This window comes from Pseudomonas sp. E141 (genome assembly GCF_052659885.1).
Genome location: NZ_CP084024.1, coordinates 4,505,180 through 4,531,235, shown reverse-complemented (window position 1 = coordinate 4,531,235; position 26,056 = coordinate 4,505,180). Strand labels below are relative to the sequence as shown.

At 59.9% G+C, this 26,056-nt stretch carries 14 protein-coding genes; 8 read left to right on the top strand and 6 right to left on the bottom strand.

Translation table 11 applies throughout. The features are described from left to right. Positions 1-40 precede the first annotated feature (40 nt). From GKKCFE_RS20260 to GKKCFE_RS20250, 3 genes are all read right to left on the bottom strand, one after another. The gene (locus GKKCFE_RS20260) at positions 41-2,848 is read right to left on the bottom strand and encodes an RHS repeat domain-containing protein (RefSeq protein WP_445577028.1); all 2,808 of its coding nucleotides are present in this window, start codon (positions 2,846-2,848) and stop codon (positions 41-43) included. Between the two features lie 3 nt (positions 2,849-2,851). Further along, positions 2,852-7,309: a SpvB/TcaC N-terminal domain-containing protein gene (locus tag GKKCFE_RS20255; RefSeq protein WP_445577027.1), complete on the bottom strand. Its 4,458-nt coding sequence runs from the start codon at positions 7,307-7,309 to the stop codon at positions 2,852-2,854. Positions 7,310-7,666: 357 nt separating this feature from the next. After that, positions 7,667-9,190 carry a fumarate hydratase gene (locus GKKCFE_RS20250; protein ID WP_047227110.1) on the bottom strand — a complete coding sequence of 508 codons (1,524 nt, stop codon included), beginning with the start codon at positions 9,188-9,190 and terminating at the stop codon, positions 7,667-7,669. A 467-nt stretch (positions 9,191-9,657) separates the two neighbouring features. Between GKKCFE_RS20250 and GKKCFE_RS20245 the strand changes: the two genes are divergently transcribed. The 3 genes from GKKCFE_RS20245 to GKKCFE_RS20235 are packed head-to-tail and all read left to right on the top strand — an operon-like array spanning position 9,658 to position 12,470. Continuing rightward, on the top strand, positions 9,658-10,764 hold the full coding sequence (locus tag GKKCFE_RS20245) for a GGDEF domain-containing protein (RefSeq protein WP_047227128.1): 1,107 nt from the start codon (positions 9,658-9,660) through the stop codon (positions 10,762-10,764). Beyond that, positions 10,757-11,692 (top strand): iron-sulfur-binding ferredoxin reductase, encoded by a 936-nt coding sequence (locus GKKCFE_RS20240; RefSeq protein ID WP_188250900.1) that lies wholly within the window; start codon positions 10,757-10,759, stop codon positions 11,690-11,692. The genes GKKCFE_RS20245 and GKKCFE_RS20240 overlap by 8 nt, the downstream gene beginning before the upstream one ends. A 28-nt stretch (positions 11,693-11,720) precedes the next feature. Further along, entirely contained in the window at positions 11,721-12,470 is a 750-nt protein-coding gene (locus GKKCFE_RS20235) for an enoyl-CoA hydratase-related protein (protein ID WP_445577026.1), read from the top strand. 885 nt (positions 12,471-13,355) lie between these two features. Here GKKCFE_RS20235 and pyk read toward each other — a convergent pair. Beyond that, positions 13,356-14,807, bottom strand: coding sequence for a pyruvate kinase (gene pyk, locus GKKCFE_RS20230; RefSeq protein ID WP_047227107.1), 1,452 nt, complete (start codon positions 14,805-14,807; stop codon positions 13,356-13,358). Between the two features lie 252 nt (positions 14,808-15,059). Between pyk and GKKCFE_RS20225 the strand changes: the two genes are divergently transcribed. The 4 genes from GKKCFE_RS20225 (at position 15,060) to GKKCFE_RS20210 (ending at position 20,800) form a co-directional block, all read left to right on the top strand. Then, complete coding sequence (locus GKKCFE_RS20225) at positions 15,060-15,434, top strand: tetratricopeptide repeat protein (protein WP_047227106.1); 375 nt, start codon at positions 15,060-15,062, stop codon at positions 15,432-15,434. A 294-nt stretch (positions 15,435-15,728) separates the two neighbouring features. Next, the gene (locus tag GKKCFE_RS20220; RefSeq protein ID WP_107321958.1) at positions 15,729-16,088 is read left to right on the top strand and encodes a PilZ domain-containing protein; all 360 of its coding nucleotides are present in this window, start codon (positions 15,729-15,731) and stop codon (positions 16,086-16,088) included. A 462-nt stretch (positions 16,089-16,550) separates the two neighbouring features. Continuing rightward, positions 16,551-17,027, top strand: coding sequence for a hypothetical protein (locus GKKCFE_RS20215; RefSeq protein WP_188250898.1), 477 nt, complete (start codon positions 16,551-16,553; stop codon positions 17,025-17,027). 2,066 nt (positions 17,028-19,093) lie between these two features. After that, a complete protein-coding gene (locus GKKCFE_RS20210; protein ID WP_445577025.1) occupies positions 19,094-20,800 on the top strand; it encodes a hypothetical protein in 1,707 nt (568 codons plus the stop codon). Between the two features lie 52 nt (positions 20,801-20,852). Here the strand turns inward: GKKCFE_RS20210 and GKKCFE_RS20205 are convergent, their stop codons facing one another. Both GKKCFE_RS20205 and GKKCFE_RS20200 read right to left on the bottom strand, forming a co-directional pair. After that, on the bottom strand, positions 20,853-22,040 hold the full coding sequence (locus tag GKKCFE_RS20205) for a Fic family protein (protein WP_445577024.1): 1,188 nt from the start codon (positions 22,038-22,040) through the stop codon (positions 20,853-20,855). 305 nt (positions 22,041-22,345) lie between these two features. Beyond that, positions 22,346-22,711 carry a DUF6124 family protein gene (locus GKKCFE_RS20200; protein WP_188250897.1) on the bottom strand — a complete coding sequence of 122 codons (366 nt, stop codon included), beginning with the start codon at positions 22,709-22,711 and terminating at the stop codon, positions 22,346-22,348. 881 nt (positions 22,712-23,592) lie between these two features. Between GKKCFE_RS20200 and GKKCFE_RS20195 the strand changes: the two genes are divergently transcribed. Continuing rightward, positions 23,593-25,968 carry a hypothetical protein gene (locus GKKCFE_RS20195; protein WP_316912151.1) on the top strand — a complete coding sequence of 792 codons (2,376 nt, stop codon included), beginning with the start codon at positions 23,593-23,595 and terminating at the stop codon, positions 25,966-25,968. Positions 25,969-26,056: the final 88 nt, after the last annotated feature.

The following is a 26,056-nucleotide window of genomic DNA, read 5'->3' as shown; positions in this document are numbered from 1 at the left end:
CAGTCTGAACCTTGATGCACGAGGAGCCGCGCTGCCTGGATCACGTGGTCATCCATTTCGGGCGGCCCTTGCCATGGCCGACAGGATGCGCATGCCAACTCGCCCACAAATTGTCCGTCGTGCCCATTTCCTTGTAAGCGGTGATTCCCTGCTGCGCGGCCTTGATGTTGGCCAGGGTGGCTTGGGTTCTTTTGCGCAAGGCGGCGCGACTGATCGGTGCCAGGGCTTCCTTGGACGTCATGAAGTTAACGTTGGGCAGCAGGTCTGCGGGGGAGATGACATCGGAGCCTAACGCATCGAAAGCATTTTCGGCCCAGGCAGCGCGTTGCTCCACAGCCGTTTTCCAGTCGGAGAGCAGCGTTTCGATTTTGCCGATCTTGACGGGGTCGAGGCGGTTTTTGATGTCTTCGCCCTCGATGGCCCGGGCGAACATATTGAGTGTGCCGCCGATGATCGGGATCCACGACCCCATCACCCGGTTCATCACGAAGCTGGGGTTGAGGACTGAGTTGAGCGCCGGGTGGATCACCTCATCTTTCATCTGCCGCCAGTTCTTGATGTCTTTAACCGCACCCTCGATACCGAGTCTGCGATCGATCGCCTCAACGGATATTTTTGAGGTCTGCGGTATGAGCGCGCCCACCAACCCTGCGCTATGCACGAACGGATCGGCGATCTCGCCGGCCACATCGCCGCCGACGTTGCCACCGATCAGTCCTCCCGTGGTGGTGTAGGGCGTTGTGAAAGGGGCATCAGGCAGCACCAGATCGACCACCTCGCCACCCAGCACGCCTGTCTCATAGCCGAAGACGCCTTTGACCAGCTCTCCCCCCAGATTCCCCATCAGGCTTCTGAACACGCCTTTTTGCTGGATGATGTTGTGAAGTTGCCCGAGCAGTCGGCTGGACTCTCCACTGAGTTCGGAGAGAAAGCCTGAATAAAGCACGATCACGCTCTCGGCTTTTGCCTGCCCGTCGGTATCCACATAACGTAGCGGATTGTTGCCCACGAACGCATACCTGTTCAGCCCGTCCACATCCCCTGCCGGGTCGGCACTGACCCAACGCTGCAGCCACGGCGCGTAGTAACGTGCGCCGTAGTAATACAGCCCGCTGACGTCCATTTCCTTGCCCGAATAGCGCACGGTCTTGTAACTGACCTCTACGCCGGGACGGGCTATCAGCCACGCCGTGGCGCCGAACGGGTAATAGCCTTCGTGACTGATCAGTTGCGCATGCTGATCGAGCTCCATCATGTTTGAGCCTGAGTGGTCCTCCAGGCTGTAGCGCAACTGATCGGTGTCGATATCTGCCGGCTTGCCCGTTACCCAATGCAAACAGCGGACGTTGATCAAGCCCGCGTCGAGGATGATGATGTGCAGTTCTTCGCCATTGTCCCGGGTGCGGATCTCCAGGCCCGGGAGATAGCGCACGTCCTGAAAATGGTCGCGCTTGGCGGTATGGGTTTCGTGACGTTTGTAGACCCGGGTCCCTTGGCTATAGCGGTAATGTTCTTGGTCATTGGCGGCGTTTTCGCGGTCGATCAGGGTGACCGCTGCCAGTTGGTCCCGAGCGTTCCATTGCAGGTTCTGCCCTGGCTGCAATGCCAGGAGATTGCCATGGCGATCGAACAGTGTGTCGAATGACGGGGCAGGATCTCCAGGCTGGTATCGCACCCCTCGATTGCTGCCCGGGTCGATGAACATCTGCCGGGTGTAGCCGGCACCCTCACGCACATGGGTGAGCTTGGTCAGATTGCCGCCCTCATCGTACTCATAGGTTTGCAGGTAGTTGAGCCGGTTGTTGGGGTCGGTTGGCTGGGGCAGGCCAGGTATATCCGAGGGCGGGCCATCGTCGTAGCCGCTGGCACTGGTCAACCGATAGAGCGAGTCGTAGCTGAAGGCACGATGGCCGTCGACTCGTTGGTTGGCGAAATGGGTAGGCGTATAGGTATGGTCCAGAATGCGGGTGATGTTGCCCATCGGGTCGTGGACATATTCGAAGTCCACCAGTGCGGTGGCCGGGTTTTTTTGTGAACGTTGTCTGAGCAGGCGAGCGCTGGCCGGGTCATAGCTCCAGTGGCTGATGACGCTGTTGCCTGCGTGCTGTTCGATGATTTGCCCGGCGGCATTGTATTGGGCATCGTGCAACACCGTCTGCCAGTCGGTTTGCCCCTTGAGTCGCAACTGCACCTGCTTGAGCTGCCCGGCCAGATCGTAGCGCGACTGTTGCTGGTGTTCACCGGCATCGGTCTGCTCAAGGACAGCCCCCGAAGGCCCGAAGAGACGACGGCTGGTAAACGCCTTGCTGTCGTGAAAAATACGCGTCTCACAGAGCGGCAGGCCGACCAGGCTATAACTGTCCAGAAGCAACGTACCCGAGGGGTCGACCTGCTCGAGCAACCGACCGCGAAGGTTGTGATCGGCATCGGCCGTGGCATCGGCGTAGATGAAGGTATCGACTGCGACCTGACTGTTTTCCTCCAGGGCCACCGGACGCAGTTGGGGGTCGTAGGCAATACGCCAATGACTGCCGCGTTCATCCCAGCGTTGCAAGGTTTCACCCGCCAGGCCCGGTAATACCAGGCGCCATCCGCCATCGACGCTGCGGGTACGCAGCGGCTGACCGGTGAGGTTGTAGTCGTTGCGCAGGTTGGCCGTGTCCGTACCGTAGAAACGTGGGTCCCATCGGGCGATAAGGCGCCCGGCGACGTCATACGCCTGGGCCGTGACCAGCGTTTGGGTGTCGTCGTTCGGCGATCGGCGCCAGTAGTCCACTCGCCTGACCGAGCCTGCTCGTGCGTCAAGTACCGACAGGACCGGTGTACGGCCATGAGTTAGCCTGCTCACTCGTCAGCTTCCCGGGTCCGTGTCGTTGTAGTCGTGGTCGCACAAGTACCAGGGATGATGCACATGCCAGGCTTCATGGCCCTTGGCATTGATGACCTTGACCAGGCGTCCTGGTGGATCGTAGAACTGCTGGTCGTGGTAGCCGTGCAGACGCAGCGAGGCGTCGTTGATGTAGCGCCAGGCGTCGGCGAAATACGGCCGATAGACCCGCGTGACCAGACCCTTGTTGTTGTACTCGACCCGTTCGCTGACGCGCCAGCGCGAGTCGGCCAAGTGCTGCAACGGTTGCCCGCCCTGTAGCTCCAGCGAGCCGTCCTCGGCCACGGCATAGGCCTCCCCGGGTTCGATCCGCTGCTTGGTTTGCAAGGTGCGGCCGAATCCGTCGATGGCGCTGAGGGTGATGCGGACCTGTTGCAATGGATCGTCCGGGTAGCGATCGGCGCTCAGCACGACGCTGTGCACCGGCTCCCGGGCCGTGGCCTGGATCAGCGTCCACAACTGTTCTTCGGCGGCGCTGCGTTCGGCCAGCCGCGCCAGGTGAATGCGTGCCCTGGCGCGGACATGGCCGCTGGGCATCAAGTAGCGGGCGCTGATCCACTCGTTGCGCTGCGCAAGAGAGACTTGGGCGAGGTCAAGCGCGCCCATCCAGCTGAACTCGTCGGTGCGCACGGCACTGGCGATTCTGCCCAGGGTGGCTTCGGGGTGTTCGATGGCATAAGCCGGTGTCAGGTCGTCGGGCAGCTCGTAGGTGTCGATGGCATCGAAGCCTGCCGGCAGGCCATTTTCGCTGCCTAAAAACGTAATGCCCAAAGGCACACCGTCGGGGCCATACAGCGCTTGCTGCACGTTGTCGTTGGCGTCGATGATGCTCTGCGGCAACAGCGAGTGATAGTCGTATTCGATCTGGGTCGTACAGCCGTCCGGCAGGGTAATGGCGGTGGTCATCAGGTGATAGGCATCGTACGTCAGGGTTGTAACACCATGGCTCTGGGTTTCTTGCAGGGCGTGGATCTGGAAGAAGCCATCAAGCGAGTGGTAGGTGGCAAAACCGCTCTTTTTCGACCAGAGGTTTTCGGCGGTGTCTTCGTCCGGATCTTCAGGCAGAAACAGCAGCATGGGCTCAAAGCCGATTTCTTCCAGTTGCCCGCGGATGTCGAACGGCGGTGGCACGGCGTCGTAGGCGTCCAGCGCCTGCTTGTCGAACTCGGCCGTCTCCAGCGGGCCGAGCAACGCCTGGAAGGCAATATCGCCTTGGTCGTCACGCAGGTAGTTCTGTTCCTCAAGCGCAACCAATTGCCGTGCGGCTTGCCATTGCGGGGAGTCGTGATGTGCGAGGAAGGTTTCATAGCTGATCTGGCGAGGGTTGAGGCCTTGCGGCAGTTCGCCCTTGGGGCGTTGCAAAGCGTTGGCTCGACTGCGCCAGGGCAGGCCCAGGCGCTGGCGCCACCCGGTTTCGTCGAACAGGTGCAGGTGCTCGGCCCGGCTCTCGGCAAGGTGGAACACCTGCTGCTGCTCATCATGGGCGTCGAGCCACCAGGTGTTCTCGTCTTCATCGTCGAAGGGGGGCGGATCGAGCGGCGTAAGGCGTCGGGCGTAATGGACGATGAAGCCGTGAACAAGCTGGCCGTAGAGATTCCATTTCAGATTGATGCCGTGCTGGCTTTGCGGGTCATTGGTAAAGCCGTCGTATTGATGGCTGAGCGCCTCCAGTTCCAGTACCAGCAGGCTTTTGTGATGGGGATGGTGCTGGCGCAGCAGATAGCGTTGTTGCGTCACGGTGTAAGGCCGGGCCGTATCGCCCGATTCGGCGGGATGGGTTTCTGTGCGCAACACCTGGCCGCCCAAGGCATAAGCCATTTCCCGGGCGGTCTCGGGGTCGGGCACGATAATCTCGTCGGCCTCGTCGCCTTCATGAAAACAGCTCAACAGCGCCGGGCCAAGCGGCACGGCGTCATCGTCGCCGTCGAAACAGTCCTTCAGAGGCTGGTTGACGGTTCGGCCGGTGTGGAACCAGGTCTTGACCAGTACCGGCGCGGTAAAGCCGCTTTGCACTTCAGCGTCGGGCAACTCGCTGTCCACCTGGTACAACCGAGCGAAGCCCCGGAACTCACGGTGATAACCGTCGTAGTCGCCCTCGAAATAGGTGAAGCGCTGGGTCAGGCAATTGCCGGTGATTTCATCCAGCTGTTGCTGACGTGCCAACAACGGCAGGGCCATGGGCAGATAACAGGCCAATTGCTCGCCCTGCGCTCGGCGCTGTTGTTTTTCATCCAGCCAGTATTGCGCACTGCTGCGATAGGTCAGGGTGGTGCTGCAGCCCATGTTGTTGTGGGTGGCGTTGAGCAGATAGGGCCGCGCCGTGACGAAGTCGTAACGCCAATGCTTGGGCTTCATATCGGGGGACATGTGAGGCACGCTCAGAATCAGGCTGGCGCAACCCAGCCCCTGCAGATCGGCCAGGCTGACCTGGCACAGATTGTCGTACCGCACGCCCTCCGGCCATGGCACCTTGACGGGTGTTTGCTCAAGGCCGTTGCCGCCGTGGTTGAGGTAAATATCGAAACAGTCGCTGGTAAGGTAGATCAGCGCGGGCGCTCCAGCTCCGTCCAGATCGGCGATCCGCACCCGGTCAGCGTCGAATTGGCCGTAGCTGAAGGGCAGGGCGCTCATGACAAAACCTTCGCCGAAACGCCCGTGACCCAGGTTCGGCCAGCACTTGATTTCATCGAAGCGAATCCGGCACAGCTCGGTGCTGTCGCTGCCCAGCAAATTGCCGAACAACACCAGCTCGCTGCGCGAGTCGCTGAACAATGGCAGGGGGCTGTCCGGTTCATGGGGCACATTCACCCCTGGGGCGAACCCCTGCTCGCGGAGATTGGGGTACAACCGAACGCTTTTGGGGCCGACCATGGCCAGTGAGCGTAAACCGTCGCCGGTCAAATCGCCCAGTTGCGCGGCGGGGTGCAGGAACTCCGTCGGAAAACGATCAAACGGGGTGAAGGTCGACCAGCTACGGTCCGGGTTGAGGGTATGGAAGCCGCTCATGCCGGGTTGGGCAATGACCCAATTGAGGCGGCCGCTGCCGGTCAGGTCAGTCAGCACCCGCATCACGGCCGGGTTTTGGCTGGCGACCGGGATACTGTCCAGGCGAGACCACGGGCCATAACCGATGGCATCGTCATCGGGCCCGGCGCGCTCAGGCTCGCGGTAGTACCAGGCATCGGTGTAACGGCACAGAAACCCCGGCAGACCTTCGCCATACAGGTCCACGCATTGGTAATGCCGGTTGCCTTCGAGGGCGGGCATTGTCTCCAGGTCGAAGAATTTTTCGGGTGTCAGGTTGAGGTCGAAATCGGTGTACTGCAATTCGACCGGAGGGCTGTAATCGACACCGCCTTCAGTGTCCCAATCCTGATAGTGGGCGGCCGTCAGCAGGTTGTAACCCAGCGCAGTGGCGGTGTATTCCAGCACCAGCCGCCGGACCAGGGCAGGTTCAGTATCGGCCACGGCGGGGAAGTGGTGGAACATCAACACCTGATGACACAAGCGCCGCGTGCCGACCTCAAAACCGTATCGATAGGTGTGAAACGGGTCGCTGCGTAGCAGCCACGGCGCCTCTTCGGGGGCTTGCCAGGAAGGTTGTTGCGCAAGATCGAGGGTGCGTTGCCCGTAGTCGAACAGCAGGTGAAAGTGCCAGTTGTGCTGGGCCGGGTCGGGCTCTTCGAAGCAGTACAGGGTGTCACTGGCGCTGGCGTTGCCATAGCACACCCGCCGCAGGTAGCGCTGGGCGCGATAGTCGTGGGGGCCGTCCAGCGCGCCGGGGTCGGCTTGGTACTCATAATAAATGTGCTCGCCTGCCGGGCTGACTTCTTCGAGCAACAACCATTCGGCGATGCGTGGTGGTTTTGAGGGATCGGGCTCGGGTTCGGCTTCAGGTTCGGCAATGCGCGACGCTTCGGTTTTACCGTAGCAATACACATGGCCGTTGCTGCCCTGGACACGCCAGAAGGGTGCCTGGCCGTCGGTGGGTGTCCACAGCTCATAAATATCGAAGCTGCTTTCAGTCCTGGGGTAATAACGCACCACCGAGCACGTTGCACTGCCGGGGCCCGCCAGGGGGCGAATGAGCGGTTCGGCGTTGAATTCGGGCCAGCGGTCAACCCCATCGGCGTCGACCATGACATCCTCATCAGCGTAGTGCGGCACACCTCTGCTGGTTTTGCGCGTGATGCTGGCGATGGAAAGCTGCATGCCGATGCCGAAGATGCCGTTGCCGCCCTGGCTGCTGTAATTCAAGGTCAGCGCCGGCGTCAGGTGACGGGCGGCGGACAGGGGTAACGGCAGCTCAAAAGAACTTGCCCCTCGCGTACCGACAGGGCCGAGGCTGTTACCGAGGGTGGCGATAGAAGCACTGCCGGCGATGGTCGGGGTCACGATCTGGAGGGGCGCTTGTTCTGCCATCGGGATCATCTCTGTTAGCCGACGCCAGGGCGAATACCCGGCATGACTTCAGGATGCCAAGAGATGGTCATTGGGTAACCTGTCAGATCTGACAGGTCGACGGGCCTGCCGATGAACGGCTCTACTCACGCCCGGCGGGGAGCATTGTGTGGGAGGCTTGGCTGAACATAGGTCGGGGTCCACTGAAGATCCAGTGTGGGAGCAAAGCTTGCTCGCGATGACTGAGGCACATCCAACATGGATGCAAGCTGACCCACCGCTATCGCGAGCAGGCTCGCTCCCACAGGTTTTCTGCTGATAAAAAAAGGCCGGTGAGTTTGTCGCCCACCGGCCTTTTTTACGGCGTCAACGTGCGTGTTACTGTACTTCTACCGCCAGGCTGTCGCTGATTTTCTTCTGCCAGATCGCCGGGCCGGTGATGTGTACCGACTCGCCTTTGCTATCGACCGCAACGGTCACGGGCATGTCCTTGACCTCGAACTCGTAGATCGCTTCCATCCCCAGTTCGGCGAACGCCAGAACCTTGGACTTTTTGATCGCCTGAGCCACCAGGTAAGCGGCGCCGCCGACGGCCATCAGGTAGACCGCCTTGTTGTCCCTGATCGCTTCGATAGCGGTCGGGCCGCGTTCGGACTTGCCGATCATACCCAGCAGGCCGGTCTGCTCGAGGATCTGGCGGGTGAACTTGTCCATCCGCGTGGCGGTGGTCGGGCCGGCTGGGCCTACCACTTCGTCGCCTACCGGGTCGACCGGGCCGACGTAGTAGATGAAGCGGCCCTTGAGGTCCACCGGCAAGGTTTCACCCTTGTTCAGCATCTCGACCATGCGCTTGTGCGCCGCGTCGCGACCGGTGAGCATCTTGCCGTTGAGCAGGACGGTTTCGCCCGGCTTCCAGCTCTGCACGTCTTCAGGCGTCAAGGTGTCGAGGTTCACGCGGCGCGCCGACGGACCGGCTTCCCAGACGATTTCCGGGTAAGCGTCCAACGGTGGTGCCTCCAGCGACGCCGGGCCGGTGCCGTCCAGCACGAAGTGGGCGTGGCGGGTGGCGGCGCAGTTGGGGATCATGCACACCGGCAAGGACGCGGCGTGGGTCGGGTAGTCCATGATCTTCACGTCGAGCACGGTGGTCAGGCCACCCAGGCCCTGGGCGCCGATGCCCAGTTGGTTGACCTTCTCGAACAGCTCCAGGCGCATCTCTTCGATGCGGTTCTGCGGGCCACGGGCCTTGAGTTCGTGAATGTCGATGGACTCCATCAACACTTCCTTGGCCATGACGGCGGCTTTTTCCGCAGTGCCGCCGATGCCGATACCCAGCATGCCCGGTGGGCACCAGCCGGCGCCCATGGTCGGTACGGTTTTCAGTACCCAGTCCACGATGGAGTCGGATGGGTTGAGCATGGCCATCTTGGACTTGTTCTCGGAACCGCCGCCCTTGGCCGCCACGTCCACTTCCACGGTGTTACCCGGAACGATGGAGTAGTGGATCACCGCAGGGGTGTTGTCCTTGGTGTTTTTACGCGCACCAGCCGGGTCGGCGAGGATCGACGCGCGCAGGACGTTTTCCGGCAGGTTGTAGGCGCGACGCACGCCCTCGTTGATCATGTCGTCCAGGCTCATGGTCGCGCCATCCCAACGCACGTCCATGCCCACGCGCACGAACACGGTCACGATGCCGGTGTCCTGGCAGATCGGCCGATGGCCGGTGGCGCACATGCGCGAGTTGATCAGGATCTGCGCCATGGAGTCACGGGCCGCTGGCGATTCTTCGCGCAGGTAGGCTTCGTGCATCGCCTGGATGAAATCCACGGGGTGGTAGTAGGAAATGAACTGCAGGGCGTCGGCAACGCTCTGAATCAGGTCATCTTGCTTGATCACGGTCATGAGTCGCGCTCCTCTCTAAAGACGGGAACATTCAATAAGGTGCCGTCCGTTTGGGTGCATCGGTCGACGGACGGCACCTCTTAAGGCACGCCGGGCATGCTGGCGCGACACTAAAAAGGCGCGGCAGTATATCGCAGGCGAGCACCCTGTGGGAGCGAGCTGCCTTTGTGGCGAGGGGATTTATCCCCGCTGGGCTGCGCAGCAGCCCTGAAAGTCAGTCACGTCGGTGTGTCAGGTTGTTTGCCTTCAGTCATTTTGGGGCTGCTTCACAGCCCAACGGGGATAAATCCCCTCACCACAAGGGGACCAGCCAGCCTCGAACAACTGCGTCAATTTAGGCCATTGCTTTGACGCCATTTTTCTGCTCCAGAATTGAATGGTCATTTGCACTGCACGCCACTAAAGTGGCGTCTGGCCTGTAGCGTAGGACGCCTCCTGTCAGTTCCTTTCCCATGGTGAGTCAACGATTGACCCATAACGCCATTCAACGTCTTTTGCTGAAACGCTTCGCCTTGGCGGCCGCGACTTACGCGCTGGCACTGGTGTTGTTGTGGTTGGCATATTTCAGTGGTCATTACCTCGATTCGTTGCGCGATGTCATCATCGGCAGCGTGTTGGTGGTGTTGTGCCAGGCAGGGCTGTTCGCGCTGTTTATCACCGACCGCAATCTGCGGTTCGCCGACCCCAGTCTTACTGAAATACAGGTACTGATCGGCCTGGGCTGGCAGACCTGGATGATGGCGCATCTGGACCAGGCTCGGGGCGTGTTCCTGGTGTTCTATGTGCTGATCCTGCTGTTCGGGCTGTTCCACTTGTCCCGTCGGGCTTTCGTGCGCTGCGCGATGCTGGTGTTTTTCAGTTTCACCGCCATTACCCTCTGGGACGGTTACTTCTTCAGGCTTCCTGACCCCACGCTGGCCGCGTTACAGGTGTGCGTGCTATTTATCGTGCTGGTGTGGCTGGTGCTCTATGCCAGTTACGTACAGAACTCGCGCCAACGCATGCGTCAGCGGCGGTTTGCCTTGCAGGCACATCAGGACACCCTGCGCGGCATGATGCGTCAGCTCGAAGACCTGGTGGCCACGGATGAACTGACCGGCTTATTCAACCGCCGGCACTTCCTGCGCCTGGCGTCCCGTGAGCTCAACACACTCCGGCCCAATGTTGCCCATGGCCTGGCCCTGATCGACCTCGACCATTTCAAACGCATCAATGACCTGCACGGCCACGCCGCCGGTGATCAGGTGCTTCAGGCGTTCGCCAGCATCGCCACGGCCTGCCTGCGCGAAGGTGATGTGCTGGCCCGTTACGGTGGCGAAGAGTTCGTCATGCTGCTGCCGGCCTGCGACCCCTCGCGGCTGACGGCCTGTTGCGAGCGGCTGCGCCTGGCATTTACTGAAGTCGAGTTGATCGGCTTGCAGATCGGCTCCCTCAGCCTGTCGGTGGGCATGACGATGCTGGAGACCGGCGACGATCTGGACAACGCATTGCAGCGTGCCGACCAGGCCTTGTACCGTGCCAAGCGAGACGGCCGCAATCAGTGCGCCGCTGCCTGGGAGAATGTCGATGCCTGAAGTAAAAGTCGCCGACCGGCAGTGGACGGTGGCGGCGGGCAGCAATCTGTTGGACACGTTGAATCAGGGCGGCGTGGCCGTGCCCTACAGTTGTCGCGCCGGCAGCTGCCATGCGTGTCTGGTGCAGTGCGTGAACGGTGACGTGCGCGACAGTCGGCCCGACGCCTTGAGCCCCGCGCAGCGCGAGCAAGGCTGGCGGCTGGCGTGTCAGTGCCAGGTGATCGAGGATGTGCAGATCCACACCTTTGACCCGCAACGCGACGGCCGTGCCGCCCAGGTGACCGCAGCGGATTGGCTGAGCCCCGACGTGCTGCGCTTGCGCATTATTCCTGAGCGGGCGCTGCGTTATCGGGCGGGCCAGCACCTGGTGTTGTGGGCCGGCGATGTCGCCCGGCCGTATTCCCTGGCGAGCCTGCCCGAAGAAGACCGCTTCCTGGAGTTTCACCTCGATTGCCGCGAGCCCGGCCAGTTCATCAATGCGGCGCGACAGATGAAAGCGGGGGACCCGATTTTTCTCGGTGAATTGCGCGGCGGCGCCCTGCATTACGATCCCGAGTGGCACGATAAGCCGCTGTGGCTACTGGCGGCCGGCACTGGCCTGGCACCGTTGTTCGGTCTTTTGCGCTCAGCCCTGCATCAGCATCACCAAGGCACGATTCGTCTTATTCACGTAGCCCATGATGCCGCCGGGCACTATCTGGCCAAACCCCTGGCAGCGCTGGCGGCCAAGCATCAACACCTCACCGTGGAGCTGCTGACCACGGCCGAGGCGCCGTCTGCGTTGGCGCAACTGCGGCTTGTTTCCCGGCAAACCCAGGCCTTACTCTGCGGCCATCCCGACCGGGTCGAGGCCTTTGCCAAGCGCCTCTACCTGGCTGGCCTGCCGCGTAATCAACTGCTGGCCGATGTCTTCCTGACCCGTGGTTGAGCGCTGATCTTCAGACGCGAGACCGACCATGACCGACACCCTGCTACTTGAGCGCGAACGCGGTCTGTTGACCCTGCGCCTCAATCGCCCGGAAAAGAAAAACGCCCTGACTCGGGCCATGTACAGCCAATTGGCCCAAGCCCTGGCGATGGCTGACGCCGACCCGCAGATCAGTGCGGTGCTGATCTGCGGGTCCCATGACTGCTTCACCGCCGGCAACGATATTGTCGACTTTCTCGAACAGCCGCCGGCCGATCTCGACAACCCGGTATTCGAGTTCATGCTCAGCCTGCTCGATTGCCGCAAACCGGTGATCGCCGCCGTGGCCGGGCCGGCGGTGGGCATCGGCACCACGTTGCTGTTGCATTGCGACCTGGTCTACGTCAGCCGGGACGCGCGGCTGCGAACGCCGTTCGTCAACCTGGGGGTGTGCCCGGAATTCGGCTCCAGCCTGATCCTGCCGAGGTTGCTCGGCAAGGCCAGGGCTGCGCAGTTGCTGCTGTTGGGCGAGGGCTTGAGCGGCGAACAGGCGGCAGCCTGGGGCATCGCCACCGAGGCGCTGGACAGTGGCGAGGCGGCGTTGGCCAAGGCGCGGGACGTGGCACTGCGCTTCGAATCGCTGCCGGCGGAGGCGGTGCGCATCAGCAAACAACTGATGAAGGCGCCGGATCGGGAACAACTGCGCGCCGTGATCGAAGAGGAGGGCAGGCTGTTCACCCAGCGACTGCGCTCGCCGGAGGCGGTGGCGGCGCTGTCGGGGTTTATCAACAGGCATTAGTTTTGTAGCGCATGGGCTGGCGCTATCGCGAGCAGGCTCGCTCCCACATGGAGTTTTGTGTTGGACGCATGATTCATTCACACCACCGCTCCCCTGTGGGAGCGAGCTTGCTCGCGAAGGCGTCGGCACATTCAACGTTGGTGCAAGCTGACCCACCGCTATCGCGAGCAGGCTCGCTCCCACATTGGGTTTGTGTTGAACACATTATTCATGAGCACCACAGATCCCCTGTGGGAGCGAGCCTGCTCGCGAAGGCGTCGGCACATTCAACGTTGGTGCAAGCTGACCCACCGCTATCGCGAGCAGGCTCGCTCCCACATTGGGTTTGTGTTGAACACATTAGCCATGAACACCACAGATCCCCTGTGGGAGCGAGCTTGCTCGCGAAGGCGTCGGCACATTCAACGTTGGTGCAAGCTGACCCACCGCTATCGCGAGCAGGCTCGCTCCCACATTGGGTTTGTGTTGAACACATTAGCCATGAACACCACAGATCCCCTGTGGGAGCGAGCCTGCTCGCGAAGGCGTCGGCACATTCAACGTTGGTGCAAGCTGACCCACCGCTATCGCGAGCAGGCTCGCTCCCACATTGGGTTTGTGTTGAACACATTAGCCATGAACACCACAGATCCCCTGTGGGAGTGAGCTTGCTCGCGAAGGCGTCGGCCCATTCAACATGAGTGCAAGCTGACCCACCGCTTTCGCGAGCAAGCTCGCTCCCACATTGGGTTTGTGTTGAACACATTAGCCATGAACACCACCGATCCCCTGTGGGAGCGAGCCTGCTCGCGATAGCGTCAGCCCAGGCAACACCTTTTCAGATGGCAAAAACCAAAAAGCCCCACCATTCACATGGCGGGGCTTTTGTTTTCAGCAACCGGTCATTCAGACCATCGGGTCGCCAACGTGCAGGATTTTCATCCCGTTGGTGCCGCCGATGGTATGGTAGCTGTCGCCCTTGGTCAGGATGACCCAGTCGCCGGTTTGCACCACGCCGCGCTTGACCAGTTCATCCACCGCCGCCTGGCTGACTTCGCCCGGTTGCAGGGCGGCCGGGTCGAATGGCACGGTGTAGACGCCACGGAACATGGCCGCGCGAGCCTGGGTTTCACGGTGCGGGGAGAACGCGTAGATCGGCACCGAGGAGCGGATGCGCGACATGATCAGCGGCGTGTAGCCACTTTCGGTCAGGGCGATGATCGCCTTCACGCCCGGGAAGTGGTTGGCGGTGTACATCGTCGCCAGGGCGATACTCTCGTCGCAGCGCTCGAAGGTCTTGCCGATCCGGTGGCTGGAGGTCTTGCTGGTGGGGTGCTTTTCAGCGCCGATGCAGATGCGTGCCATGGCCTGCACCGCTTCAAGCGGGTAGAGGCCGGCGGCGCTTTCGGCCGAGAGCATCACGGCGTCGGTGTAGTCGAGCACGGCGTTGGCTACGTCGGACACTTCGGCGCGGGTCGGCATCGGGTTCTGGATCATCGACTCCATCATCTGGGTCGCGACGATCACCGCTTTGTTGTGACGGCGTGCATGCAGAATGATCTTCTTCTGGATGCCCACCAGCTCCGCGTCACCGATTTCCACGCCCAGGTCGCCACGGGCCACCATCACGGCATCGGAAGCCTTGATCAGGCCGTCGAGGGTTTCGTCGTCGGCCACGGCTTCGGCGCGTTCGATCTTGGCCACCAGCCAGGCGGTGCCGCCGGCTTCGTCGCGCAGTTGACGGGCGTATTCCATGTCAGCAGCGTCGCGGGGGAAGGACACGGCCAGGTAGTCGACTTCCATTTCCGCGGCCAGCTTGATGTCGGCCTTGTCTTTTTCGGTCAGGGCCGGCGCCGTCAGGCCACCGCCACGACGGTTGATGCCTTTGTGGTCCGACAGCGGGCCGCCGATGGTCACGGTGCAGTTCAGTTCGGTGGCCGTGGCGGTGTCGACCCGCATCACCACGCGACCGTCGTCGAGCAGCAGCTCGTCGCCCACGCCGCAATCCTTGACCAGGTCCGGGTAGTCGATACCGACCACCTGCTGGTTGCCTTCGGTCAGCGGATGGCTGGTGGAGAAGGTGAAAGTGTCACCAATCTTCAACTCGATGCGCTTGTTGGCGAATTTGGCGATACGGATCTTCGGGCCTTGCAGGTCACCCAGCAGGGCGACAAAACGGCCATGCTTGGCAGCAAGGTCACGCACCAGCTTGGCACGAGCCTTGTGCTCGTCGGGGGTGCCGTGGGAGAAATTCAGACGGGCAACGTCCAGGCCAGCCAGAATCAGCTGTTCGAGAACTTCCGGCGAGTTACTGGCCGGGCCAAGGGTAGCGACGATTTTGGTGCGACGGACGGACATGCAAGACTCCTCAGGTTCAAGCGCCAGCGAAGGCTACTATGCTCTTTGGGTGTAGTCATTGTTCATATGCACTACTTTTTCGTTTCTTTTCGAAATGAACATTCCTGAAAATTTTTGCGCCTCTACGGCTTCACATTCCTCTTGTGGCGAGGGGATAAATCCCCTCGCCACAAGAGCACTGCCAAGCTGCGTTTTCGGGTTGAAGATTTCCCCACCCAGGTCGATACAGAGCTCAAGACAGGAGAACCTCCCATGCGATTCGTGCTTTTTGTTGCCCTGGCCCTGAGCATCACGGGCTGCACCCGTTGGTCGATGAACCACCACATGAACCTGGCCTACAAGGCTTACGAGCGGGGCAATTGCGAGCAGGTGATGCTCGAGTTGTCCAAGGTCGACCGCGCCAGCCGTGCCCGGCGCTACATGCAGCCGGAAGTCTCGATGATGCGCGGCCAATGCCTGGAACGACAGAAGCTGTTTGTCGATGCGGCGCAAACCTACCAGTTCATCATGACCCAATACCCTAACAGCGAATACGCCTTCCGCGCCCGGGCCCGGCTGGAAACCTTGCAGAGCCTGGGCCATTACCCGCTCCGCAGCGCCCCGGTGATCCGCCCCACCGCGCTCTGATACCGTCCGTCAATATCATGGCCAGGGGCAATGCCTGGCCACCCCCACCTTGTACGATTGCACAGGATGAAACTGTCGTCCTGGGGCTGGCTGTCGCCAAACCTTGAGCTATATTTTGTACAAGAAGTGATTAGAGCCAGGTCTCTAATTCAAGAGGCACCTGTGACCGGCAGAAGTAGAGCCAAGGCGCTTGCAAGCGTCTGGCACCGGGATCGGGGAGAGCGGGCCTGTTCGTGCCCGTTCCGAAGTATCGATAGCCCCTGGTAGAGGGGCGTTCAAAAAGCGATACAGGACATGTACAAAAAGAGGCGAATCGAGCGGCATCAGTTGCCGTATTTCCTGCGCGTGTTCAACGGTATGAACGACAAGCCCATCGGCTTTCTGGGCAACGTCTCTGAAGATGGCCTGATGTTGATCAGCCATTTGCCGCTGATGGTCGGCGCGGACTTTAATCTGCACCTCAAGATCCCTAGCGATGACGGACCGCAGTTGGACATTGAATTGAAGGCCAGTTGCCTGTGGTGTCACGAGGATGTGACGCCGCAGCATTTCGACGCCGGTTTCAGCCTCAAGTGGGCGCCGCCGGAGTACGGGCAATTGGTGAGTGCGTTGCAGCAGTATTTCAGTTTTCATCCGTTACCGGAGTCGGCTTGAAACCGCCTCTGCAGGAATCGGCCTGACTTTTGCGGGGTTGCCTCAATCCAACTTGTGGGAGCGGGCTTGTTCACGAAAACGGTGGATCAGCTTGCATCAATGCTGAATGTGCCGACTGACCCAGTGTGGGAGCGAGCCTGCTCGCGATGGCGACCTCAAGTACGCCATCGCGAGCAGGCTCGCTCCCACAGGTTCTCCATCGCATCTACGACATTTTCAGTCGGCTTAACCTTCAGCGCTGAACCTTCGTCTCGTTATCCAGCAACGTCTCCAGCAACAACACCCCCATCTCGCCCATCTGCCTCAAAGAGCCGCGGGTGACCGTTTGTCCGGACTGTCAGGTATTACAGCTATTCAATAAGCGAGGAGCCTTGTTCACTGTTCCTCAACCTTTCGGGTGATATGGGCGTTGTCAGTAAAATTGGAAGGTTTATTGTCATTACTTGATTAGAGGAATGGGTCATGAGTAAGGGAGATGATAAGTCGGAAAGCGATCCTGGTTCCTCTCAAAGAGGGGGGATTTCTCCAGATGGCGCTATTGAAGCTTATAAAGAAGCTAAGTTGGCGGGGCGAACAGAAATGAAAACGCTCACGGTGATGTATGATAATTATAAGGCAGAGTTGACGGTGGAGTATTGGTGGGTTTTTGAATGCGGCGCCTTTAGTGCTCAGGCAAGGCAGTACAGGGTGACTCCCAATGGGAGTAAAAGTGGCATTATTAGGTTCCTTATGCTCGGGAAGGGGCCAGAGGAAGTATGGGATGAGAAACTGACCAGCACCGCATGGCAAGACGGGGCCTGGCATGATGTTGAGGGCGGGGGAGCGGTAGGGGTTTACCCCACGAAGAAAGGAAAGCTTGGCTTTAAATATACATTTGGCGGGGTGAATGCTCCGAATCCTTCAGCATATACTGAGGTTGAAGTGGTATGTCCAGATTGATGCCAGGCGGTTTATTACAATCGATATGATGAGGCAGGTTTAGTTGTCTTGTCTTTCATCCCATTCGTGATTCTCAACCAATATAGGATTGAGGTTGACCTGCACTTGAAAGTCCCTTCGATGAGGGCCGGAACACAACATCCAATTAAAAGGCAAGCTGCCTGAGGTGTCACGAAGACGTAACGCCGCAGCATTTCGACGCCAGCTTCAGCGTGCATGGGGCGCCGCCGGAGTACGCGCAACTGAACAGGCGTGTTGCTGCAATGAAAGGAAACCCGACTGGATGACGTTTGTGCACATCACTTCATCACCGGGCGACTAAAGCCGGTCGCGGGTTGTCAGCGACGCGAATCAAGTTGCGGGGCAAGGCCGAGGCGCACAAACCGGCGGATTCTGGCGGATCTGTAGTCCGTTGCGCGAGGAGGCGTAGTCAGTTGGGTGCTTCCCTACATCGAGGCGGCCATTGGTCGGGACTGTCAGGTATGACAGGTGTTTAAGCTGAGGAGCTGGCTTCTACTGCCCTGAATCTCTTGTCAAGACCAGCCAATTGAAAGGTTAACCTGGAGCTAATCATGATCGACGATGACACCGACGATATTGATGGGCGCGACGCGGCAGAAATATCAGAAGGAAATAACAGAGTTAATGCCGATAAAACTTATGATGTGCGTAAGGTGTCGGACGTTGTTTCTGCAGATGGTTTGGCTACAGAGCACACAGTGTTTATATATCCAATTGGTAGTGGGGTTGCTATCGCGAAGTTTAAGTTTGAGTACGAGTGGAGTTCCGATGGCGCATCATTTACCGTTGTGGGAAAACAGTATTTATCAAGGCCTAGTGGTTTGGCTAACTGTTATTTTAGTTTGAGGGTTGAGAGTAACGGTAACTGGATTCCAGCAAGTGAAGAAAATGCGCGTCAGGATGATGCGTGGCATAGCTTTCCGTTTGTGCACACCGTAAGGAGTAATGCTAGCGAGGAGCTGATTAGTGTACGGGTTTTGTATTGGCAGGGTAATAATCGGATGGATATGAACAATTACTTTATAGCCTCTTACAGTCGTCAGAGCCCTTCGATAACGAGCCCTGTCCGTAACGATGACGTGCTACCCAATCTGGAGGTTTCAGGTACAGCTACTTCTGAAGCCTGGGTTGCGGTTTATGAAGGCCACACAGCTCGGCAATTGTCGGACTGGGTGGAATCCGGTTCTGCATGGCGAACAAGTTTGCGTGAACCGCTGACCCCAGGACTAAAAGTACTGACAGCCAGACAGCAACACCGTGGCGTGCTATCAGGCTGGGCCGACAATATATCTGTGACGGTACTGCCCAAGCCCTCCATCTCATCCCCTATTTCCGGCTCGAACATAGAGCATCGCAGGCCGGAAATTTCTGGCTCTGGGGTACCGACCGCAGAGGTGCAACTTCACGTCAGCCATTCGGCGGATGAAATACCCCATCCAGTGTGTATCGTTGACTCGCAACGGCACTGGAGGACAACGCCACATAACAATTTGCCGTTGGGGGCATTTGAGTTTACTGCCAGACAGACATCGGCTGGTAAGCATTCTGACTGGGCAGACAATGTTTCTGTTGTGATTGAATTACCCGTACCTGTCATCACCGGCCCCGTAGCCCATTCGGTGCAAGACAGGACCTTTACCGTGACCGGCAACAATGGGCGTTCAGGGGCCATCGTTCAGGTATTCAGAGATCTGACCGACGATACTAAATTGGGGGAGACCAGCACGTTGACGGGGGCTAATTGGAGCTGTTCCGTTACAGCGCCCGTAGGGAATATATCGCTGGCAGCACTCCAACTAGTAGGCGGGACGCCATCGAATCGAGGCGCACCCCGAGCCTTCAGAATCCGCCCTCCGGCATTGACCGCCGTCACCGTCACCACGCCGACGGACACCTCGGTGAAGTTCGAAGGCAGCGGCTACACCGGTTCAACCGTCCAGATCACGGTCGTCAGCGGGCCCGATGCCCCTGCGCCGGGCCCTGTGCCGGTGAACGGAGGCAGCTGGAACACAACCGCAACAAATTGGCCATTTGGTTCTTACAGCGTGAGGGCTGTCCAGCGGTTTCCCGACGGTGACAATGGCTGGATTGACTCGCAGCCGTACACGTTCCCGGTCAACCTGAGACTTCCAGACCCGACCGATATCACCTACACACCGGTCTACCAGCCCGTGTTCTCGGGTAAAGGTTTCAACGGTGCGACGGTGATGCTGTTCAATCCCGGTGGTGGGTCGAAGGTGGCCCCGGATGCTGGCGTGTCGTCCGGTCAGTGGCAGAGCATGGCATCACAGGTATGGGGGCCGACGTTCAAGCGGGAAGTCCATATCAAGCAATACCTGAATGGAGTACCGTCGCCGACCTGGCAGGAAATCGAGGTCACCATCCCACCGCTGGCCCCGGTCATGAACGTGCCCGTGGAAAATGGCCTCTCGCCCGACCTCAATGGCACCTGCTGGCCGGGTGCTGTGCTGACCCTCACATTCAGTGACAGCACCACCGAACATCCCGTCGAAAATAACAACGGCACCTGGAGTTTCCGGCGCACCGAGCCGTTTGCACCCGAGGTCACCCACACCGCGACGCTGATCCAGACCGCCGCCCAGCAAACCTCACCTGAAGCATCCAGAACCTTCACGGTCGCGCTGCCCGTGCACAAGCCCTTGATCACTGACCCCAGCCCCGGTGCTGAGGTCGGTCGCGTGCTGACCGTCCGTGGGCGTGATGGTATGGCGGAGGCGTCGATGCAAGTGCGTGACGCGCAATTTCAAACGGAGCTGGGCGACCCCAAGGTGCTGACCGCCGACGGCGAATGGTCCGTCGAGTTGCCCGTGCTGGAGTTTCGTTCCTACACCATCGACGCGCAACAGACCCTGCGTGGGGAGCCGTCCGAGCGCAGTGAAACCCTGAGGTTCGAGGTGGTGGTGTTGCCACCGGAGTTTGACGTGCCGCAGCCGGGCGGCAACCTGCCGCGCAGCATGACGTTGTCTGGCAGGGGCATGCAGGGCGGGCGGGTTGATATCTGGCTCCAGGGCGCAAGTGAGCCGTTGATCGAAGATGTTTTTGTGGGCGCCGACGGCTGGAGCGCTGACGTGACCCTGCCGGTAGGCGAAACCACGATTGTGGCCCGGCAACGCTTCGAAGGTCGGCCCTCCAGGGACACTGCGCCGCTGACCTTCAACGTCGTGCCTGCTGCCCCGTTCATTGAAACCCCGGCCACCGACGAGCCCATCGGCCGGCGCGTGGTGGTGTCGGGTTTCGGTGTGCCGGGCGATACCGTGACGGTAAAACTGGGAGACGCCACGCATGCGGTGCTGGGCAGTAGCCCGGTGCTGGAGGATCGCACCTGGTCGGTGACGGTGGAGTTCGATCAACCCGGCGGCCTCTACGGTCTGATGGCCGTGGCGTCGAGCGAGGGTTTTGATTCCGCCGATTCGCCGGCGCGGTCGGTGGTACTGGGCACCTATCAGCCTTCCATCGACGTGCCCGTGGTCGGAGGTTGGGTCGACAACCCGGTTCGCTTCGAAGGCGAGGGAAGACCGGGTGTTGGGCGAGTGGTGAGCTGGTTCAATCCGGATCAGGTGTGGGCGGCGGGCCTCCCCGTTGCTTCCAGTGGTTGGCAGGGCGGGGCGTCGCAATCGCTGGCCGCTGGCGGCCACTGGTGCCGGTTCAGGCAGACCATCACCGACACGGCGGACGGCGCGACGGCCTCCGATTGGGTTGAGAGCGGGCGCTTTGAGGTTCGGCCTCATTAGTTGCCAGGCGGTCTCGTTATCCAGCAGCAACACATTGAGTCACCGCCACAACTCAACCCATTTGGAAATGCAGGTTCGCAAAGATCAATCCGGCGAAGCGTGCAGGCAGACCCACTTCTACCGTGCGGGATTTGGGGGTACTGCTGACCACTATCCCCGCTTCGATCAAGCGGCCCAGTTCTTCCGTTGCAAGCCGATCCTTCAAACCCGTGAACACCTTGAACTCTGCACGCGGCATCGCACCTTGGGTGAGAAGAGCCAACACCGCAGCTGCACTGGTGGGTCTGATGCCGGCCCGGCGAAGGTCGGGATCGGTTGAAAACACATGAACAACCTGCTCGCGCAGCCTGACTGGGTTTAGCGACGTCGTCATGTATTCAATCTGGTCGTGGCAGACATCGAGCATGAACTCGATGAAGTTGAAGTAGTGACGCTGTGAGAGTTGTCCGCGCCCGTCATAGTCACCCTCGCGAGGGCGATCAGCCAAGGCCAGGAAGCGATAGTACTCATCTTGCCGGCGAGCCAGGCCACGAGACAGTGACCAGAGGAAAGGTTTTAGCCCAAGGTGAACAAGTTGCAGATGGGTGAGCATCCGAATCACTCGACCATTACCATCAAGGAAGGGGTGGACAAGCGCCACTCGGTGATGGGCTGCCAGGGCAGCGATCAATTGGCGCCGCGGATCCTTTATTCGTCCGTAATGCTGTTGCAGATGCTCAAGCATGGGCAATACAGCTGCGGCAGCTGGAGCGACATGTGCGCCAACCTGGACTTGCTCATTCTCTTCTGCCCGCAATCTGCCTGCTTCCATCATGCGACCATCGCCTAAGGTCAGTTCCTCGGTTGAAGCGTCCTTGAACAGCCGACGATGGATGGTCGCGATCAACTTGGGATCGAACATAGCGCAGAAGCTATCTGTTGGGCGCATTCGAAGCACCCGCTCCATCACCTCCTGCTGCGTCATGTGTTGCACGGCAAGCTCTTTGAGCTCCTTTCTTTCTCGTTTCGGTATTGTGCGCGCAGCCTGCAGGTCAGCGATCTCAGTTCGATGCCCTTCGATCAGATTCGAGTAGTAGGTATTGGTGATGCGCAACAGGCCCGCCAATTGCTTCGATGTCTCATCGGCGAGCCGTCCGGCAAGAAATTCTGCCTTACGCGGCAACTGATCGGCGGCCTGAATGATCGAGTCGGGCAGGTTTTCTGGCAGTACTGGGTCAAGGTAGGTTTTCGAGATAATCATTTTTTTGCTTCCAGAGAACACAAACGGCTATTTGTTTGGTGATTTCTGCGGAAATTTCTGCGGAAAATAAAACGGCTGATAACGCCCGTATTTGCTTGGTTTAGTGATGTCGTACGATAGATGATTTCCGGTGCTTTTGCGGATTTTTATGCGGAAAACCCAAAATTGTTTAACCAGCACGTTCCCCAATCGGGACGCTTGGAGCTGCCGAGTGCAACGAGGCTGCGATCTTTTTCCAGACGATTGAGTCCTGAACGAAAGATCGTCCGAACGCGGCCCGAGCCTTCGGCAGCTCCAGAGCTGCCTTAGCGCTGAACCTTCGCCTCGTTATCCAGCAACTTCTCCAGCAACAACACGCCCATCTCGCCCATCTGGTGAATCGCCAGGGCCAGGTTGCGTGGGGCGCCTTCCAGGTCTTCCGATAAATCCAGAATCAGCGTGCTTACCGAGCAGAAGGTTTCGTAGGTGTGGGCGAGCATGCCTTCGGGGTCGGCGTCGGGGGCGACGATGAAGTAGTCGAGTTGTCGTTCGGGTTTGTCCGGTTTGTCCGCGTTGGGCTTGAGGTAGTGGTCCAGGGCTTTTTGCGCGGCTTTGTCGAGCTTTTTGGTGTCGAGGGTTTTGTGAGCGGGTTGTGAATCGGTTTTCGGGGGATTGGGTGTTGGCTTGATCATATTCACTTCTCTTTGATAGCGCTGCCACCCGGTTCGCGACTAAACGATGGGTGGCGGCTGGACGCAGGTTAGTCGACCGGTGAGAAGTGAAACCGGCGCGCCCGAGAGCGCCCTGCGAACAGCCACCATCAAGTGCGGGGATAGGGGAGCCCGACTGGATGACGCTTGTGCACATCACTTCATTACCGGGCGACTAAACCCGATCGCTGGTTGTCAGCGACACGAATCAAATTACGGGGCAAGGCCAAGGCGCACAAGCCGGCGGATTCTGGCGGATCTGTAGTCCGTTGCGCAAGGCGCTGTAGTCACCCGAATTTTCCTGCACCGGGGCCCCCGCCACTCGTCGGCACTGTCAGAACTAACAGGTGTTTAGATTCGCGAGATGGATATTCAATGAGCCCACGACCGAACTAGTCATATCGCCAGCCTGTTAACCAGAAACTACGGAGTGCGTCATGGACACTGACGACGATACTGAAAACGACGAGTCTGGCGAAAACACACAGGACATGGAGACTCATGATCCTGCGTTTCAAATCTTGTCTCCGTCGGGTTATATCCCAGAATCAACATTTCTTGTTTCAGGTGTCGGCGCCAGACCCGGCATTGGCGTAATGATTCTGGATGCCAGCACGGCCGAGAGCCTGGGCGCGGGTTACGATGTCAATAGTGACGGTAGCTGGACGGTGCACGCCGCCATGCGAAACGAGTCGGACTTAAGGTACGTCGCCGCCCAAACTGCACATGGAATAACGCGGCCAAAGACCGTTGTCAGGCGTCCAACCACCCTAACCAAGCCCCAATCGGCCGGTTTTTTGAATCCCGCTCAGGTTGTTTTCGGAGGGGTTTGCTTTCCGGGTGAAACTCCGATTGATCCCGGCATGGGCATCAGAGTACTCGACGGCACAACTGAATTGGCTTCGATGACTGCCGTAGGGCCAGAGACAACATGGGAAGTCAGGCCATCGGTGCCATTGTCCAGTAAAACTTATACGGTGCGGGCCGAATACAAAGTGCAGAGCAGCCCGGTTCTCAGTTACACCAATTACTTATCTTTCGAAGTGATGGGGCCACCGGTCATCACCGCGTCCACCGCCATTCAAGAGATGGGTTTCACTGTATACGGAACACACGGGAGGCCGGGCGCCAGCGTCGAAGTAAGGCTCGATGTCATCGGTGATCCGGTCGGTCCTCCAGGCAGGGTAGAGGCGAACGGTTCCTGGAATGTCGACGTGCAAGTGCGGCCAGGGACGATTTCGTTGGTGGCGGAACAAACCTATCAAACCGTCCCGTCGGGACTGAGTACTGCCCAGGCGTTTAAAGTGCGCCCCCCCAAGTTGACCGACGTCACCGTCACCACGCCGACAGACACCTCGGTGAAGTTCGAAGGCAGCGGCTACACCGGTTCAACCGTCCAGATCACGGTTGTCAGTGGGCCTGATGCCCCAGCGCCGGGCCCTGTACCGGTGAATGGAGGCAGTTGGAACACAACCGCAACAAATTGGCCATTTGGTTCTTACAGCGTGAAGGCTGTCCAGCGGTTTCCCGACGGTGACAATGGCTGGATTGACTCGCAGCCGTACACGTTCCCGGTCAACCTGAGACTTCCAGACCCGACCGATATCACCTACACACCGGTTTACCGGCCCGTGTTCTCGGGTAAAGGTTTCAACGGTGCGACGGTGAAGATTCTGAATCCCGACGACTCACCAGCAGCCCCCGAAAGAACGGTGTCCGGCGGTGTGTGGTCGAGCCCCGCCTCAGCGGAGTGGGGGCCGACGTTCAAGCGCAAGGTTAAAATCAGACAATTCAAGGATGGTCAGGAATCGCCGACCTGGCAGGAAATCGAGGTCACCATCCCACCGCTGGCACCGGTCATGAACGTGCCCGTGGAAAATGGTCTCTCGCCCAACCTCAGTGGCACCTGCTGGCCGGAGGCGGTGCTGACACTCACATTCAGTGACAGCGCCACCGAACACCCCGTCGAGAACAACAACGGCACCTGGAGTTTCCGGCGCACCGAGCCGTTTGCCCCCGAGGTCACCCACACCGCGACCCTGATCCAGACCGCCGCCCAGCAACCCTCACCGCCTGCGCAAAGGACCTTCACGGTTGCCACACCCATGCGCAAACCGGTGATCACCTACCCCACCCCCAGCGCCGAGGTCGGTCGCGTACTGACCGTCCGTGGGCGTGACGGCATGGCCGAGGCGTCGATGCAAGTGCGTGACGCGCAATTTCAAACGGAGCTGGGCGACCCCAAAGTGCTGACCGCCGACGGCGAATGGTCCGTCGAGTTGCCCGTGCTGGAGTTTCGTCCCTACACCATCGACGCGCAACAGACCCTGCGTGGGGAGCCGTCCGAGCGCAGTGAAACCCTGAGGTTCGAGGTGGTGGTGTTGCCACCGGAGTTTGACGTGCCGCAGCCGGGCGGCAACCTGCCGCGCAGCATGACGTTGTCTGGCAGGGGCATGCAGGGCGGGCGGGTTGATATCTGGCTCCAGGGCGCAAGTGAGCCGTTGATCGAAGATGTTTTTGTGGGCGCCGACGGCTGGAGCGCTGACGTGACCCTGCCGGTAGGCGAAACCACGATTGTGGCCCGGCAACGCTTCGAAGGTCGGCCCTCCAGGGACACTGCGCCGCTGACCTTCAACGTCGTGCCTGCTGCCCCGTTCATTGAAACCCCGACCACCGACGAGCCCATCGGCCGGCGCGTGGTGGTGTCGGGTTTCGGTGTACCGGGCGATACCGTGACGGTAAAACTGGGAGACGCCACGCATGCGGTGCTGGGCAGTAGCCCGGTGCTGGAGGATCGCACCTGGTCGGTGACGGTGGAGTTCGATCAACCCGGCGGCCTCTACGGTCTGATGGCCGTGGCGTCGAGCGAGGGTTTTGATTCCGCCGATTCGCCGGCGCGGTCGGTGGTGCTGGGCACCTATCAGCCTTCCATCGACGTGCCCGTGGTCGGAGGTTGGGTCGACAACCCGGTTCGCTTCGAAGGCGAGGGAAGACCGGGTGTTGGGCAAGTGGTGAGCTGGTTCAATCCGGATCAAGTCTGGGCTTCGGATCTCAACGTCGAAGCGGGTGGTTGGCAGGGCGGGGCGTCGCAATCGCTGTCCGCTGGCGGCAACTGGTGCCGGTTCAGGCAGACCATCACCGACACGGCGGATGGCGCGACGACTTCCGATTGGGTTGAGAGCGAGCGCTTCGAAGTCCGGCCGCCCAGCAGCCCGACCCAAGCATCGAACTCCCGATAAACGGTCATGAAACCTGTCGGTTCTGACAGTAGACGGCTTGGGCTCGCAAGCGCCAAATCACGTTAAGCAAACGCTCGGCCTGACGGCT

What these genes read in the sequence shown, in the direction of transcription:
- GKKCFE_RS20215 (WP_188250898.1), top strand. Translation starts at nt 16,551, where the DNA reads ATGAGTAAGGGAGATGATAAGTCGGAAAGCGATCCTGGTTCCTCTCAA.
- GKKCFE_RS20250 (WP_047227110.1), bottom strand. Translation starts at nt 9,190, where the DNA reads ATGACCGTGATCAAGCAAGATGACCTGATTCAGAGCGTTGCCGACGCC.
- GKKCFE_RS20240 (WP_188250900.1), top strand. Translation starts at nt 10,757, where the DNA reads ATGCCTGAAGTAAAAGTCGCCGACCGGCAGTGGACGGTGGCGGCGGGC.
- GKKCFE_RS20235 (WP_445577026.1), top strand. Translation starts at nt 11,721, where the DNA reads ATGACCGACACCCTGCTACTTGAGCGCGAACGCGGTCTGTTGACCCTG.
- GKKCFE_RS20195 (WP_316912151.1), top strand. Translation starts at nt 23,593, where the DNA reads ATGGGCATCAGAGTACTCGACGGCACAACTGAATTGGCTTCGATGACT.
- GKKCFE_RS20200 (WP_188250897.1), bottom strand. Translation starts at nt 22,711, where the DNA reads ATGATCAAGCCAACACCCAATCCCCCGAAAACCGATTCACAACCCGCT.
- GKKCFE_RS20205 (WP_445577024.1), bottom strand. Translation starts at nt 22,040, where the DNA reads ATGATTATCTCGAAAACCTACCTTGACCCAGTACTGCCAGAAAACCTG.
- GKKCFE_RS20220 (WP_107321958.1), top strand. Translation starts at nt 15,729, where the DNA reads ATGTACAAAAAGAGGCGAATCGAGCGGCATCAGTTGCCGTATTTCCTG.
- GKKCFE_RS20225 (WP_047227106.1), top strand. Translation starts at nt 15,060, where the DNA reads ATGCGATTCGTGCTTTTTGTTGCCCTGGCCCTGAGCATCACGGGCTGC.
- GKKCFE_RS20255 (WP_445577027.1), bottom strand. Translation starts at nt 7,309, where the DNA reads ATGGCAGAACAAGCGCCCCTCCAGATCGTGACCCCGACCATCGCCGGC.
- pyk (WP_047227107.1), bottom strand. Translation starts at nt 14,807, where the DNA reads ATGTCCGTCCGTCGCACCAAAATCGTCGCTACCCTTGGCCCGGCCAGT.